The 14,418-nt window shown below is 67.3% G+C and carries 12 protein-coding genes and 1 pseudogene; 5 read left to right on the top strand and 8 right to left on the bottom strand.

All coding sequences use genetic code 11. The annotated features are described in order from the left end of the window. Window positions 1-114: 114 nt before the first annotated feature. Complete coding sequence (locus QNM97_RS02570; protein WP_283823076.1) at window positions 115-1,005, bottom strand: aminodeoxychorismate lyase; 891 nt, start codon at window positions 1,003-1,005, stop codon at window positions 115-117. Window positions 1,006-1,072: 67 nt separating this feature from the next. On the opposite strand from QNM97_RS02570, the gene ygfZ reads away from it, so the two are divergent. The 3 genes from ygfZ (at window position 1,073) to QNM97_RS02555 (ending at window position 3,341) form a co-directional block, all read left to right on the top strand. Then, window positions 1,073-2,266, top strand: a complete 1,194-nt coding sequence (ygfZ, locus tag QNM97_RS02565; RefSeq protein WP_283821460.1) for a CAF17-like 4Fe-4S cluster assembly/insertion protein YgfZ — start codon at window positions 1,073-1,075, stop codon at window positions 2,264-2,266. Then, window positions 2,263-2,970, top strand: a complete 708-nt coding sequence (locus QNM97_RS02560; RefSeq protein WP_283821459.1) for an MOSC domain-containing protein — start codon at window positions 2,263-2,265, stop codon at window positions 2,968-2,970. Before ygfZ ends, QNM97_RS02560 begins: the two co-directional genes overlap by 4 nt. 194 nt (window positions 2,971-3,164) lie before the next feature. Next, window positions 3,165-3,341, top strand: coding sequence for a DUF3073 domain-containing protein (locus QNM97_RS02555; protein ID WP_208792526.1), 177 nt, complete (start codon window positions 3,165-3,167; stop codon window positions 3,339-3,341). Between the two features lie 196 nt (window positions 3,342-3,537). On the opposite strand, the gene purM is transcribed toward QNM97_RS02555, so the two are convergent. From purM to QNM97_RS02540, 3 genes are all read right to left on the bottom strand, one after another. Then, window positions 3,538-4,659, bottom strand: a complete 1,122-nt coding sequence (gene purM, locus QNM97_RS02550) for a phosphoribosylformylglycinamidine cyclo-ligase (RefSeq protein ID WP_283821458.1) — start codon at window positions 4,657-4,659, stop codon at window positions 3,538-3,540. Window positions 4,660-4,682: 23 nt separating this feature from the next. Then, window positions 4,683-6,266: an amidophosphoribosyltransferase gene (purF, locus tag QNM97_RS02545; protein WP_208792528.1), complete on the bottom strand. Its 1,584-nt coding sequence runs from the start codon at window positions 6,264-6,266 to the stop codon at window positions 4,683-4,685. Window positions 6,267-6,493: 227 nt separating this feature from the next. Then, entirely contained in the window at window positions 6,494-6,895 is a 402-nt protein-coding gene (locus QNM97_RS02540) for a sterol carrier family protein (protein ID WP_283823075.1), read from the bottom strand. 177 nt (window positions 6,896-7,072) lie between these two features. On the opposite strand from QNM97_RS02540, the gene QNM97_RS02535 reads away from it, so the two are divergent. Further along, complete coding sequence (locus tag QNM97_RS02535; protein ID WP_283821457.1) at window positions 7,073-7,966, top strand: SGNH/GDSL hydrolase family protein; 894 nt, start codon at window positions 7,073-7,075, stop codon at window positions 7,964-7,966. A 53-nt stretch (window positions 7,967-8,019) separates the two neighbouring features. Further along, window positions 8,020-9,528 carry a glutamate-cysteine ligase family protein gene (locus QNM97_RS02530; RefSeq protein WP_283821456.1) on the top strand — a complete coding sequence of 503 codons (1,509 nt, stop codon included), beginning with the start codon at window positions 8,020-8,022 and terminating at the stop codon, window positions 9,526-9,528. A 225-nt stretch (window positions 9,529-9,753) separates the two neighbouring features. Here QNM97_RS02530 and QNM97_RS02525 read toward each other — a convergent pair. From QNM97_RS02525 to QNM97_RS02510, 4 genes and pseudogenes are all read right to left on the bottom strand, one after another. Beyond that, window positions 9,754-11,370, bottom strand: a pseudogene (locus QNM97_RS02525) (HNH endonuclease signature motif containing protein). Between the two features lie 121 nt (window positions 11,371-11,491). Continuing rightward, on the bottom strand, window positions 11,492-11,857 hold the full coding sequence (locus tag QNM97_RS02520) for a hypothetical protein (RefSeq protein ID WP_283821455.1): 366 nt from the start codon (window positions 11,855-11,857) through the stop codon (window positions 11,492-11,494). An 8-nt stretch (window positions 11,858-11,865) separates the two neighbouring features. After that, entirely contained in the window at window positions 11,866-13,206 is a 1,341-nt protein-coding gene (locus QNM97_RS02515; protein WP_283821454.1) for a PepSY-associated TM helix domain-containing protein, read from the bottom strand. Between the two features lie 122 nt (window positions 13,207-13,328). Then, entirely contained in the window at window positions 13,329-14,405 is a 1,077-nt protein-coding gene (locus tag QNM97_RS02510; RefSeq protein ID WP_283821453.1) for an NAD(P)H-dependent amine dehydrogenase family protein, read from the bottom strand. Window positions 14,406-14,418: the final 13 nt, after the last annotated feature.

Genomic DNA, 14,418 nt, shown 5'->3' with positions numbered 1-14,418 from the left:
GTGACGCTACGCCTGGCCACTCACACGAACAAGCGCCAAAAGTCCCGTCACCTGGGTTCGTTTGTGGGCTGGATCTCGCTGGTGCCCGCGGGGAGAGCCCGCAGACACCGACCATTATCGGTCAGCAGAAATGGCGCGGTCGACCAAATCGATAAAATCCTGGCAAACTTCCGTCACAGACAGGGGGTGACCGTTGAGCGCGGTCACCCGCGCGGCGAGGGTGACGCTGCTGATCAGCCACACCGAATCGGCCTCGAGCAGATCGGCCGGACGCAGCACGCGGGTCTCGGTCTGCCAGCCTTCTTCGGCCGCCAACGCGAACGTCGCCACCTGGGTGGTGCCGGGCAGGATGCCGATTTCGGCCGGCGGCGTGACGAGTGTCTTCCCCATCACAGCGACCACCGTCGAGCGCGGACCCTCCAGAATCGCGCCCTCACTGCTGACGTAGATCACGTCGTCGCAACCGTTGTCGGCGGCGTGGCGAAGTGCCGCCATGTTGGTCGCGTAGCTCAGGGTCTTGGCGCCGAGCAACTGCCACGGGGCGGCCTCGGCGACATCGATCGAATACCCGCGATCCAGGGTGATCACCGAAACCCCATTCGCCCGGACGGCGGCGACCCGTTCGGCCACCGGCCCGACCGTCAGGTACGCCGTCGGCGCCCCGGACCCGGCGCCCGCGCCTGCCGGATGAGATTCCCGACCACGCGAATAGACAAGGCGCAGAAGGCCTTCGGCGAACTCGCCGTTCCGGTCGACCCACGTGCGCGTCGCGACCTCGATCGCCGAACGCCATTTCTCGGCATCCGGCTCGGGCAGATCGAGCATCTCCGCGGAGCGGGCCAGACGCTGCAGATGCAGGGTGACGCACCGCGCCCATCCGTCGCGGATCAGCAGCGTCTCGAAGATCCCGTCGCCCCGCACCGCGGCCAGATCGTCGGCATACAGGAACGGGACCTCGGGATCGAGGACGGTTCCATCGAGGGACACCAGGATGGACTGCGACACTGCGGGCTGGGACTTGTCGGGCTGGGACATGCCGCCACCCTATCGACCCGCCGCGTAGACTCGACCCGTGAGCCGCTCACCCATCCTGACCAGGTATTCCAGCCAGGGCGCGGTCGCCGCTCCCGAGACTCCCACCACCCCGCAGGGCACTGGAGTCGCCTGGCATTACGGCGATCCCCTCGGTGAGCAGCGGGCGGCGGTCCGCGGCGCGGCCATCGTCGACCGCACCGACCGTGCGGTCCTCGAACTCCCAGGCCCCGAACGCCTCACCTGGCTGAACACGATCTGCTCTCAGCAGGTGAGCGATCTCGGTGACCGGTCGAGTGCCGAGGCGCTGTCCCTCGACGCCAACGGCCGGGTCGAGGATCATTTCGTGCTCACCGACGTCGACGAGGTCACCTGGATCGACACTGAGGCCGCACGCGGCGAGGCCCTGCTGACATTTCTCACCAGGATGGTCTTCTGGGCCAAGGTGCAGCCCGCGGCGCGTACCGACGTCAAGGTCCTCACGCTCATCGGCCCCGACGCGGTGCGCGGACCGATCGCCGATCTCCTCGAGATCGACCCCGACGCCGCGCCCTACCAGGCCGGTGACCTGCCCGAATCCCATCACGAGGACGAGCCGCTCGGCTTCTGGCGAATGATGCCTCCGCTGTCGGAGGGCCAGCACGCCGACACCTCGCTCCCGATGGTCGACCTCGTCGTACCGGAGTTCCTGCTGCTGCGCTGGTGGGAGCAGCTCACCGAGGCCGGCGCGCGGATGGCCGGCAGCTGGGCCTTCGACGCCCTGCGCGTCGCCGCCCGGCGTCCCCGCCTCGGCGTCGACACCGACGAACGCACCATTCCCCACGAGGCGGGGTGGATCGGCGGTCCGGAGCGGTTCGGCGCCGTCCACCTCGACAAGGGCTGCTACCGCGGTCAGGAGACCGTCGCCCGCGTACACAATCTCGGTAAGCCGCCGCGCCAACTCGTGCTGCTGCACCTCGACGGCAGCACCGATCACCGTCCGCCGCCAGGAACCCCGATCACCGCGGGCGGGCGCACCGTCGGCCGCCTCGGCACCGCCGTCGACCACTTCGACCTCGGTCCCATCGCCCTCGGACTCCTCAAGCGCGGCATCAGCCCCGACGTCGAGTTGCTCGTGAGAGGAGACGCCGACGAACCCCCGATGGCCGCCCGCGTCGATCCCGACTCCATGGACGCCGACGACCGGGTGCAGGCGGGCCGGGTGGCCATCGAACGCCTCCGCGGTCGGGCATGACGGTGACACCGCACGAGCCGGCTCACCTGGGTCCTGCACACCAGGGTCAGCCGGACGGGCGCGTCCTGGCGGTCTGCGCGGTCCACGCCGACGTCGACCTCGGCAGGGCGGGCATCAGCGCGATCGACAAGCGGCCGCACGACGGGCGGGTGCAGGTCGGCGAGCTCGGCCTGGTGACCGACCACGTCCGTGACACGAAACACCATGGGGGCCACGACCAAGCCGTCTACGCCTATGACGACCGCGAGGCACGCCGCTGGGCCGACGAACTCGGCCGCGACCTGCCCTACGGCTGGTTCGGCGAGAACATGCGCGTCGACGGCCTGCCCGTCACCGACGCGCTCGTCGGCGAACGCTGGTGGGTGGGGCCGCCGGACGACCCGTCGACCGGCGTCCTGCTGGAGACCACCATCCCCCGGACCCCGTGCCGGACCTTCGCTGCCTGGGCGGGTGAGCCCCGGTGGGTCAAACGGTTCATGCAGCAGGGCGACGTGGGCACCTACCTGCGGGTTCTCACGCCCGGGAGCATCGGGGCCGGCGACGCGATCCGCGTCGTCTCCCGCCCGGACCACGGGGTCACCGTCCGCGATCTGCTGACCGGCACCGAGGCCAAGCCCCTGCAGACCCTGCTGGCCGCCGACGACCTGCCCGCGAAGGTCCGCCGCGAGGCGAGCCGACACCTCGCACGCGTCGCCGAGGTCTGACGAACCGCCCGGCTCGAGGACTCCGGCAAACCACCCGGACAACACCCCATCACAGCTGGTCGGCGTGCCATTGACGGGGCAATCCGCGTAATCGCGAAACGCGCGCTAAACTGGTGCCCACGAGATACTCAACTACCGAGAGAACGGGGCCGCCACCAGTTTGGCCGCCCCGTCATTGTGCGAGGGGGTCCCATATGGGCCGCGGCCGGGCTAAAGCAAAGCAGACGAAGGTTGCTCGTCAGCTGAAGTACTCCACTCCCCACACCGATTTCGACAGCTTGCAGCGCGAGTTGTCGGGTTCGGCGGATTCGGCAGACCGCCCGGATCCGGTGGAGGAGTGGCTTGAAGAGGACGAGTGGCGCCGCGCCTGAGCGCGAACGCCCTCATTTCGCTCACCCCTTGACGCCGACTGCCCCGGCGTCGTCGTCACGGTAGCGCCACCACAGGCGATCACCGGTCCGATCTTCTGACGCATTTCTCGAATGCGTCCGGCGAACGGACCGGTGATCGTTGGTTTTCGCGACGCTTCGGGCCGTTTTCGCGCAGCGTCGGGCCCGGATCGGGTTGTCAGAAGCGCGGGTGGTCGCCGACGAGGTTCACACGCCCCGATCCGCCCTTGACCTCGGGATTGCGCTTGATGGTGCCGAGCACCCAGTTGTCGACGTGGCGCGCGGTCAGTACCGCCTGGGCACGGTCGGTGTCCTCGGGCGCCACCACGGCCACCATGCCGACACCCATGTTGAAGGTGCGTTCCATCTCGGCCTGCTCGACGCGACCGCGCTGGGCGATCATGGCGAAAATCGGTGCGGGAGTCCAGGTGTTGCGTTCGAGATCGGCAACGAGCCCCGACGGGATGACCCGGGCCAGATTCTCCGCGAGCCCCCCACCGGTGATGTGGGCGAACGTCCGCACGTCGGCCTCGGCCGCCAGCGCGAGGCAATCGCGTGCGTAGATGCGTGTCGGTTCGAGCAGTTCCTCACCGAGGGTGCGACCGAATTCCTCGACGTCGCCTGCGAGATCCATGTGGCCCCAGTCGAGAAGCACCTTGCGCGCCAGCGAATATCCGTTGGAGTGCAGGCCCGAGGAGCCCAATGCGATCACCGAGTCGCCGGCGCGGACCCGATCCGGCGAGAGCACCTGGTCGGCCTCGACGACGCCGACCGCGGTTGCCGAGAGGTCGTAGTGGTCGTCACGCATGAGACCGGGATGTTCGGCGGTCTCGCCGCCGAGCAGTGCGCAACCGGCGATCACGCAGCCGTCGGCGATCCCGGCGACGATCTCGGCGACGGTCTCCGGAACCACCTTGCCGATGGCGATGTAGTCCTGCAGGAACAGTGGCTCGGCGCCGCACACCACGAGGTCGTCGACGCACATGGCCACGAGGTCCTGGCCGACGGTGTCGTGTTTGCCGATCGCCTGGGCGACGGCGAGTTTGGTGCCGACGCCGTCGCTCGCCGCGGCGAGCACCGGCTCGCGGTAGTTGCCCTTGAGGGCGAACAGTCCGGAGAAACCGCCGAGGCCGCCGAGGACCTCCGGGCGGGTGGCGCGTTTGGCGTGCGGACCGATCAGCTCGACAGCGCGATCGCCGGCGTCGATGTCGACCCCGGCCCCCGCGTACGACAGGCCGCCAGAAGGAAGTTCCGCGGAAGGTGAAGTGGACTTCTCGTCAGCCGCATCCGGTTCGCTCACGGGAGACACGCTACCCGAGTGCTTCAGGGCCGCATCACGGCGCTGACGTTGTCATTGGGAGCGGTCAATGGGTCGATCCGGACATCGTCGGCAGCGTTGGCGAGCATCTGCTCGAGCACCGCCTTGCCCAGTGACGACTCCTTGGGCAGCTCGATCGGATAGTTGCCGTCGAAGCACGCCGCACACAGCGCCGACGGTTCCTGATGCGTCGCCGCGATCATCTCCTCGGTGCTGATGTAGCCGAGCGAATCGGCGCCGATCGCCTGCCGGACGCCCTCGACCATGTGCTCCTCGGACTCCATGCCGTTGGCGATCAGTTCCGCGGGCGAGGCGAAGTCGATGCCGTAGAAACAGGGCCAACGCACCGGACTCGACGCGATACGGACGTGCACCTCGGCCGCGCCCGCCTCCCGCAGCATCCGGATCAGTGCGCGTTGGGTGTTGCCACGCACGATCGAATCATCAACGACAACAAGGCGTTTGCCGCGGATCACCTCTTTGAGCGGGTTCAGCTTGAGGCGGATGCCGAGCTGGCGAATGGTCTGCGAGGGCTGGATGAAGGTACGGCCGACATAGGCGTTCTTCATCAGCCCCTGCCCGTAGGGAATCCCCGATTCCTGGGCGAACCCGACGGCCGCGGGCGTACCCGACTCGGGGACGGGGATCACCAGGTCACCGACGGCCGGGAACTCGCGGGCCAGCCGCCGCCCGATGTCGACACGCGTGGAGTGCACCGAGCGGCCGTGGATGATGCTGTCCGGGCGGGCGAGGTAGACGTACTCGAAGACGCAGCCGCGTGGCGTCGGCTCGGCGAAGCGGGAACTGCGGACGCCGTCGGCGTCGATGGCGAGCAGTTCGCCGGGTTCGATGTCACGCACGAACGACGCACCGACGATGTCGAGGGCCGCGGTCTCCGAGGCGACGACCCACCCGCGATCGAGCCGGCCCAGGCACAGCGGGCGCACGCCGTGCGGGTCACGCGCCGCGTACAGGGTGTGCTCGTCCATGAAGGTCAGGCAGAACGCACCCCGCAGGGTCGGGAGCAACTCCATGGCCGCCTGCTCGATGCTGCTGTCGGCGGCACCATGGGCCAGCAGCGCACCCACGACGTCGGAATCCGACGTCGCCGCGGTGCTCTTGATACCGACCTCACGTGCCCGCGCCGCGAGCTGCGCGGTGTTGACCAGGTTGCCGTTGTGTCCGAGCGCAACCCCGGTGCCGGCGTCGGTGGTGCGGAAGATCGGTTGGGAGTTCTCCCAGGTGGTCGATCCGGTCGTCGAGTAGCGGCAATGGCCGATCGCGACGTGGCCGACCATCGATGCCAGCGTCTGCTCGTCGAACACCTGGCTGACGAGTCCGAGATCTTTGAAGACCAGCACCTGCGAGCCGTCGCCGACCGCGATTCCGGCGGCCTCCTGGCCACGGTGTTGCAGGGCGTAAAGGCCGTAGTACGAGAGCTTCGCGACGTCCTCACCAGGGGCCCAGACACCAAAAACGCCGCACTCCTCGCGCGGCTCGTTCTCGGGTTCGTCGATCGGTCGGGTCGAGGGACATCCCTGCGACGTGGGGGCCAGGAGGTTCCGGCCGGCTATCGACTCTTCGGTCATCGACGATCTCCCTGGGGCTGGGCTCTGGTCTGCACATTCGGACGCGGACACCACGGCCGGATGAGATGTCGGGTCACGATGGTGATCCGATCACGGGCGAGACCGGCCGTGCGGAAGCCAACGCGGCAATGGGCTGGAGACCCTCCGGAGTCTACCGATCGGTACTACCCCGATGCCAACCGTGCAGCGACGACGCGCCCGACGGTATTCCGCCGGGGTGAGCAGGGTCATAGGTCGGGGCGGGGCACCGGCACCAGTGGCAGCCACTGCGCGACCTCGCCCGCGCGGGATCCCGACGCCGTGACCGCACCGGACTCGACGGCGTCGGCGAATCGCGCATCCCCCACCACCAGGCTCAACCAGGTGCGCGGGTCGGTCTCCACAACGTTCGGCGGAGTCCCCCGCGTGTGCCGCGGACCCACGATGCATTGGACGGCCACGTACGGTGGCACTCGGACCTCGACGGAGTTCCCCGGTGCGATGTCCTCGAGCGTGCGCGCGGTCAGCCGGACCGCGGCCGCGAGCGTGGGCCGTGCAGGCGCGGGCAGTTGCTCATCACGCAACCACTCGACGACGGCGAGAACCGCTGCGCGAGTGTCGGTGGGATCGATGGGTTTTCGGGCGGGCACGCCGCCCATGATGCCTCGCGGCCGGATCACGCCGCTCCTCGCGGCGGGGTACAGCGACGCCCGCGGGGAGTCAGGACCCATTCCGGTAACGCTCCGGCCGAACCCGACGACATCACCAGTACCATTTGTCACACTAACAACGTCAGTAACTTGATCACCACGATCTGGAGTCACCGAATGCCATTGCCGTACGGCCGCAGCCCCCACCGACGCCTCGGCATCCGCACCGTGCTGACCGCGGCGGCCACCGCCGTCGCCCTCCTCGGCGGACTCGCTCAGGCCGGCGGGGCGCAGGCGGCCGACGGATACCCGTACGTGAATCTCGGTGACAGCTACAGCGCGGGAGCATCGGTGTTCCCCCAGGCCACGAGTGCGGCCACGTTCTGCTCCAACTCGCTGGTCAACTACTCCCACCTCGTCGCCAAGCGACGAGGGATGAACGTCGCCGACGTCAGTTGCGCCGGCGCCACCACCACCGACCTGACCAAGTCGCAATACCGGTGGCAGGGCCCGCAGATCAACGCTGTGGGACCGGCCACCCGCTTGATCACCCTGACGATCGGCGCGAACAACAACGGACTGTTCAACGACTCGACCTCGGCCTGCCAGCAGGCCTGGCTGTCCGCGCCGTTGTCGGCCACCCCGTGCCGCGATGAATTCGGCACCTCGTTGGTCGACAAGATCAACTCCTCCACCTACCCCGACCTCGTGAACGTGCTGCACCGCATCGACACCGCCGCACCGAACGCGCGAGTGCTCCTCGTCGGATATCCGCAGATCTTCCCGGCTGTGGGAACCCCGGTCTGCTCGGCGGCATTGCTCACCACGCCCGCCGACACCGAGTATCTGCACCGGACCTTCGCGGCCCTCAACAGCGCCTTGCGACGTGCCGCCGCGACGACACACGCGACCTTCGTCGACATGTCGAAGGTGTCCGCAGGCCACGACGCCTGCGCAGGCGATCGACGATGGGTCGAGCCGACGTTGGGTGCGGTCAACTTCCCGTCCATGCACGCCAACACGCGCGGCCAGCAGGCAATGGCCGACCAGGTCGTGGCCGCCCTGCGTTGAGTGCCCTGGGCTGATCGCGCCCGCAACCCGGACGGACCGGGCAGGATTGGGCCATGGGCACCGACGTCAGCACCCAACAGTTCTCCGGCGCCGACCGGGTGCGCTTTCGCAAGCAGGTCAGCCGCGGCACCGAGGCGATCGCCCGGATGCTCGCCGACGGCTTGTTCACCGACCACGGCGCTCCGCCCGAGCCGTTGCTCGGCATGGAGGTCGAGCTCAATCTCGTCGACGACGAGATGAACCCGGCCATGGCCAACGCCGAGGTACTCGACGCCATCGCCGACCCCGACTATCAAACCGAACTCGGCCAGTTCAACATCGAGATCAACGTCTCGCCGCGACCGTTCGTCGACAACGACACGATGTCTCTCGAACAACGGCTGCGCACCTCGCTCAATCGCGCCGAACAGCAGGCCAACCGCGTGGGTACGCACCTCGTCATGATCGGCACACTGCCCACCCTGCGGACCGAGCACTTCGCACATCAATGGATCTCGGCGAATCCGCGTTACGACCTGCTGAATCAGCAGATCTTTGCCGCCCGCGGTGAGGACATCGAGATCGACATCGCGGGCGTCCCGCTCGGCGAGCATCACGCCAGCGAAAGACTGCACACCTCAACCGATTCGATCCTGCCCGAGGCCGCGTGTACCTCGCTGCAACTCCATCTGCGGGTGGCGCCGGAGGATTTCGCCGCGCATTGGAATGCCGCGCAGGCGGTCGCCGGGGTGCAGGTCGCGCTGGCCGGCAACGCACCGTTCCTGGCGGGGACCGCGTTGTGGCACGAGAGTCGCATCCCGGTCTTCGAGCAGGCGACCGACACCCGGCCGCTGGAACTGAAGAACCAGGGCGTGCGACCGCGAGTGTGGTTCGGGGAGCGATGGATCAACACGATCTTCGATCTGTTCGAAGAGAACACCCGCTACTTTCCGGCATTGTTGCCGGTGTCGACGGATGTCGATCCGCTCGCCGAACTCGACGCCGGGCGTATCCCCGCGCTCGAGGAACTGCGTCTGCACAACGGCACCGTGTACCGGTGGAACCGGCCCGTCTACGACGTCGTCGACGGGCAGGCACATTTACGGGTGGAGAACCGTGTGCTGCCCGCCGGGCCGACCGTCGTCGACACCATGGCCAATGCCGCCTTCTATTACGGGGTGGTCCGCGGGCTCGTGGAGGCCGACCGGCCGCTGTGGTCACAGATGTCGTTCAATGGCGCCGCCGAGAATCTTCATGCCGGCGCCCGCGGAGGCCTTGAGTCGCAACTGTATTGGCCCGACGTCGGATGGGTGCGCCCCGACGAGCTCACCCTACGTCGACTGCTCCCCCTCGCCGACGACGGCCTCCGCGCATTCGGCGTCTCGTCCAGGGCGCGCACCCGCTACCTGTCCGTCATCGAAGGCCGTTGTGTCACAAGACAAACCGGCTCGGTCTGGCAGCGTCGGGCAGTCGCCGCCCGCGAGCAGGCCGGTGAGGACCGCGCCGCCGCCCTTCGCGGGATGTTGGCCGACTACGTCACCCTCATGCACGAGGGCGAGCCCGTGCACTCCTGGACCCTGTGAGCGTCGGCTGTCGGAGGTCTCGAGACTCCCCTTGATCGGTGGTCGAGGTGCCGAGGAGCGTTAGCGACGATACCTTCCTCTCGCTGGTCGAGGTGCCGAGGAGCGCTGTCATCCCGATGGTCGCTTTTCTCCCGGTGGTCGAGGTGCCGAGGAGCGTTAGCGACGAGCCTCGAGACCTGTTGCACCGCTGCTGGTTTCCGACCACGGACCGAAGCACGTGACGGTCTAATGCCGGCGACTGCCGAGTAGTTGGGCGAGTCGGTTCTCGACCGGCGAGTCCGAGCCAGGGTCAGGGTGGAGGATTTCGACGAGGTCGTAATATCCGTGCCCGATCGGGACTCGGCTGCGGCGGATTCGGTTGGTGGGCAGCATCGAGTCCCGGTCGTCGCGTGTGGCGAGATCGGTATCGGCAGCAGCCTGTGGTGGGTCGGGTGGTGGATGCAACTCCGCCCGGATACGGGCCGTTTCGGGTTCGGTTCAGCTGCGCCGACGGGGGTGTTGTTGCGCCACCAGCAGCGTCCGGCCCACGGCCCGTCCCGATAAATCCCGGTGGTGAATTGTCCGGGTTTGTCGCCGACCATCCGGTTGTGTTTGCCGCAGGCGGGGGCGAGGTCACCGATGTTGGTGAGCCCACCTTTCGCATGATCTTTGGTGGCGTGATGAATTTCCACGTGCGCGGCAGGTTGAGTGCACCCGGGAAACGAGCAGTACTCGCCACCGTCTTTGGCGAACAACGCGATCCGCTGTCCTTGACTCGCCAACCGCGCCCGCCCCAAATACAGCGGCAGGCGGGTGTGGTCGTCGAACACCGCCAACCAGGGTTGGCTGTGGGCGGCCAATGCGATGACATCGGTGATCGGCAGCAAAGTGCCGGTCGCCGTGACGCCCATCCCGGTTTGGGCGATCAACTCCGACAGCGATGCTTTGATGATCAGATGCGGTGGTAGGCCGCGATGCGATTGCGGGCCGAGACCGACATCCAACCCGGCACGCAGGACTGCTTCCAACGCATCATGGTTGCGTTGGACCTGGTCACGGTGATCGCGGGCTGCCGCAGCCGCCAACGCGTCGGGATCAGCGTCTTCGCGACTCCCGGTCGGGGACTCCGGGTCGGCGGGATTGTTCATTCCAGGCGCCGCCCACGCGGCGAGTACTGCTCCGAGGTGTGCGGTCAAGGTGGGGGTCATTTGTCCGGTCAGGCCACTCATTTTTTGGGCGTCTTGGCGGCCGATGCGGATGTGGCGGTGCCGTTGCCGATCAGCATCGTCGGTCAACTCACCGTCGGGGTCGAGGTGCGCCAACACCCGTGCCCCCAAGATCCGAAGATCCGAGGGGGTGTGGGTGCGGGCGTAGCGGGCCATCGTGGCGTCGGCCGACATCTTTTCGTCGAACGGCACTGTCGCGGGGATGCGGTCCAGCACGTCGATGACGACTGCGGCGTGGGAGGGGCCGGCCGCCCCGGAGGCCATCGCTTCGGCGAGTGCCGGATATTTCGGGGCGGCGACCTCGCCGGTGAAGGTGTGGAAGGTGGCGGTCGCTGTGAGTTGTTTCCACCGCCGCCACGGTTCCGACACACGCAACAAGCCGATGATGGCGTCGGTGATCGACCCGAACCCGTACTCCCGCGCCAAATGACGGTCGGAGAACTCGACGATCTGCCGATCGCCCTTGGACGGTGACACGGGTGATCAACCGTTCGGTGGATTGAGCAACCGACACCAGGTCATCGTGGGACAGGCCGGTCACATCATCAGTGGCCAACGAATCGACCAAGCGGTGGGCGAGGGCAAGTTTCTGGGTGGTCGACAACCCGGACACGTCGGGTAACGCGGTATCGACCATCATTTCTCACCCCCCGGCGATAAGCGCACATGTGTTTGTGTGCTGTTGTGTTCGAGCACATGTCGGGTTTGTCGGGTTGGCAAGGGGTTGTCGAAAGTTTTTTCGGGTGAGTTTCAGCGGGTCAACCTCGTACCCCGGGCACGCCGATCAGCCAGACGGATTCGGCTCGCCAGCACACGAAAGCCAAGAGAGCGAGGACGAGCGCCCTGACGACGGCCGAACCCCGTCGACCGAGGGCCGTCGTCGCCGGCACGCCAAATGCCGCGAGAGCTACCGCCGTGGCCGCGTAGCCGAGGAACACCCCGGGTCGCGCCGGGGCGTCGGCGCCGATCATCCACGCCACCAGACCGCCTGCGGTCCAGGCGATCACAGCGACCGCGACGATCACGGTGACTCGCGTCGGCCACGCCAGTGACGGTACGGAGGTCAGGCCCAGGAGCGACCACAGCGCCGTCCCTACGCACGCGGCGCAGAGCAGCAATGCCACCGATGGATTCATTCGGCGCCGGTCGCGGCGGCGACGCTCGGCGAGCCTGCGGAGGTGTCGGGTGCAGCGGCCACTCGATCGCGGGCGCGACGACGTCTGCGCCGCGCGTTGCGGTTTCGGATCTGCCAGGTACTCAGCCCGGTGATCATCAGTAGCAGCGGCGTCATCCCGAAGATGAACCACAGCGCCCGCCACCAGCCGTTGACCGACACCCCGTAGTGCAGGGTCGGCTGCGCCCAGTCGTCAGCGATCGTGTTGGACACCGTCGCCGGCGCCCCGGAGAACTCCTTGATCACCGACGGGTCGTGGCCGTCGATCCCGAGTTCTCGGTTGCCGTGGTAGGTCGCGCTCCCCGACCACAGATCCGGTCCTCCGGCAAGCAGATCCACCGAGTAGTACTCCGAACCCTCCGACGGCATCCCCACCCAGGTGGTGTGCGAGCCCGGGTAGCGGGCCTGGGCGGCGGCGATTGCCTGGTCGAGAGAGATGAGAGGTCCGGTCGACTCCGAGGTCGGCATCGTGTACGCGTCGTCGGCCGGCGCGACACCTCCGGTGGCGGCGTACCACACCTTGCCGACGCCCGGGATCTCGAAGTTCATCCCGGTCAGCCCCCAGATGAGCAGCGGGATCGCGGCCACGATGCCGATCACGTTGTGCAGGTCGGTGTCCCGCGCGAATCGCCCCTTGCCGATGCGCACCCGAAAACCGTTGCGCCAGCGTCGCAGCCCTGGGTACCAGATGACGATGCCGGAGATCGCCAGAAAGACCAGCAACAGTCCGCTGATCCCGAGAAGTAGTGCACCCCAAGTCATATCGGCGGTGAACCAACCCCAACCGGCGACCACCGACGGCTTGGCCAACCATGAAATGTACCCCGGATAGCCCTCACACGCCAGGCCGCAGTCATGCAGGTTGACCAGGAAACCCAGAAAACCGCCGTCAATATCGCCGTGGCCGTTGACCTTTCCGGTGCCGGCATCGACGGCCCAGGTACCTGCGGCCGTATCGGCGGAACTGAGGAAGTAGACACCGTCCTTGAGTGACAGGTACTGGGCATCGAAATCCGGGTCGGCAGCGTGGACCGCCGACACCGCGTCGGTGAAACTCGCCTGGCGCCCGGTGTCGGTGGTGGTGAACAGCGAGGAGTTGGTGGCGCGCACCAGTTCTGGCTCGTACACCAGGATCGCGCCGCTGGTGCAGACGACCACCAGAAGCAGACCGAGTACGATCGAACTCCACCGGTGCGTCACGATCAGAGCACGTCGAACCGGCTTCTTTGACGTTCGCCGACGGTTCGCCGATGCCGTGGCGCGTTCGACCGGTGGGCTGGCAACCTGCTCCGTGACCATGGCGGCCAAGGTTAGCATAACCAAATACCAAAGATTTGATTTGTCCGACTTGTCCGAGAATTACGAAATGCGCTGCAGTGCGGTGATTCCTGGATGCGCAGGCAACCGGCGAAGCGCGCCTCCTAGCGCGACACCAGTCCGGCTCCGGTGATGAGCGGCAGGTCGAGTGCCGTCACCAGGCCCGGTTGTGCATCAACCACCGCGGCAACCGAATTCACCAGTCGCATTGCCGTCACGATCATCCCCGACACGTTGTGATCGCCGTCCTCGCCGTGATGAGCGAACTCCACCGACATCTGCGGCTCACCAGAGATGGTGATGCGGTAGCAGCCGTCACCGTCGACGGGACTCGGCCACTGCGGGCACTGCTCGGGGTGAGTGCGGGTGTAGTGCTCGAGCACGATGCGGTCGACTCCGGCGACCTGGCCGACCACCTCGAAATGCAGTGCGGCCATGGTTCCCTCGGGAATCTCCACCGACACGGTCGAGTAGTCCCGTTCGGCCGCGACGCGTTCATGCCGTTCGATCAGCGGCTCGTCGAGTGTGAGTCCGAGCCCGGCGGCGAGCTGGCGGACGACGCTGCCCCACCCCATCGCAAGCACACCCGGCAGCAGGAGCAGTGGTGTCGCGTCCATCGGCTGCCCGAAACCGAAGATGTCGCGCATGACCACCGGTTGGTAGTACGTCGAGTAGTCGGCGATCTCGAGGCAGCGCACCTCGTCGATCCGTTGCGAGAGACTCGTCATCGACAGCGCCAGAACATCATTCGCAAATCCTGGGTCGATGCCGTTGACATGCAGGCTGGCCCCGCCCGCCGCGCCTGCGGCCGCAATGCGATCGAGAAGCTTCTGATCGAGGATGCCCTGGGGGAACTGCAGCACCACCGGCCCGCTCGAGACCACATTGACGCCCGCCTCGACGAAGGAGATGAGGTCGTCGATCGCCTCGAAGATGCGGTCGTCGGTCATCGCGGTGTGCACGATGGCGTCGGGGGCCAGCGCGAGAAGAGCGGCCCGGTCGTCGGTCGCGAGTACACCGAGGTCGCGGCCGAGACCCGCGAGTTCGCCCGCGTCCTTGCCCACCTTCGCCGGGTCCGAGACCCACACGCCGACCAGTTCGAGGTCGGGATGGGCGTCGATCCCGGCAATCGCATGTCGGCCGACGGTTCCGGTCGACCACTCCACCACTCGCAACGTCATGAGCCAAAACTAG

This window comes from Gordonia sp. L191 (assembly GCF_030077625.1).
GTDB classification, from domain to species: Bacteria; Actinomycetota; Actinomycetes; order Mycobacteriales; family Mycobacteriaceae; genus Gordonia; species Gordonia polyisoprenivorans_A.
This window is presented reverse-complemented; position numbering and strand designations above follow the sequence as displayed.

What these genes read in the sequence shown, in the direction of transcription:
- QNM97_RS02560 (WP_283821459.1), top strand. Translation starts at nt 2,263, where the DNA reads ATGACGGTGACACCGCACGAGCCGGCTCACCTGGGTCCTGCACACCAG.
- QNM97_RS02555 (WP_208792526.1), top strand. Translation starts at nt 3,165, where the DNA reads ATGGGCCGCGGCCGGGCTAAAGCAAAGCAGACGAAGGTTGCTCGTCAG.
- purF (WP_208792528.1), bottom strand. Translation starts at nt 6,266, where the DNA reads ATGACCGAAGAGTCGATAGCCGGCCGGAACCTCCTGGCCCCCACGTCG.
- QNM97_RS02535 (WP_283821457.1), top strand. Translation starts at nt 7,073, where the DNA reads ATGCCATTGCCGTACGGCCGCAGCCCCCACCGACGCCTCGGCATCCGC.
- QNM97_RS02530 (WP_283821456.1), top strand. Translation starts at nt 8,020, where the DNA reads ATGGGCACCGACGTCAGCACCCAACAGTTCTCCGGCGCCGACCGGGTG.
- QNM97_RS02515 (WP_283821454.1), bottom strand. Translation starts at nt 13,206, where the DNA reads ATGGTCACGGAGCAGGTTGCCAGCCCACCGGTCGAACGCGCCACGGCA.
- QNM97_RS02510 (WP_283821453.1), bottom strand. Translation starts at nt 14,405, where the DNA reads ATGACGTTGCGAGTGGTGGAGTGGTCGACCGGAACCGTCGGCCGACAT.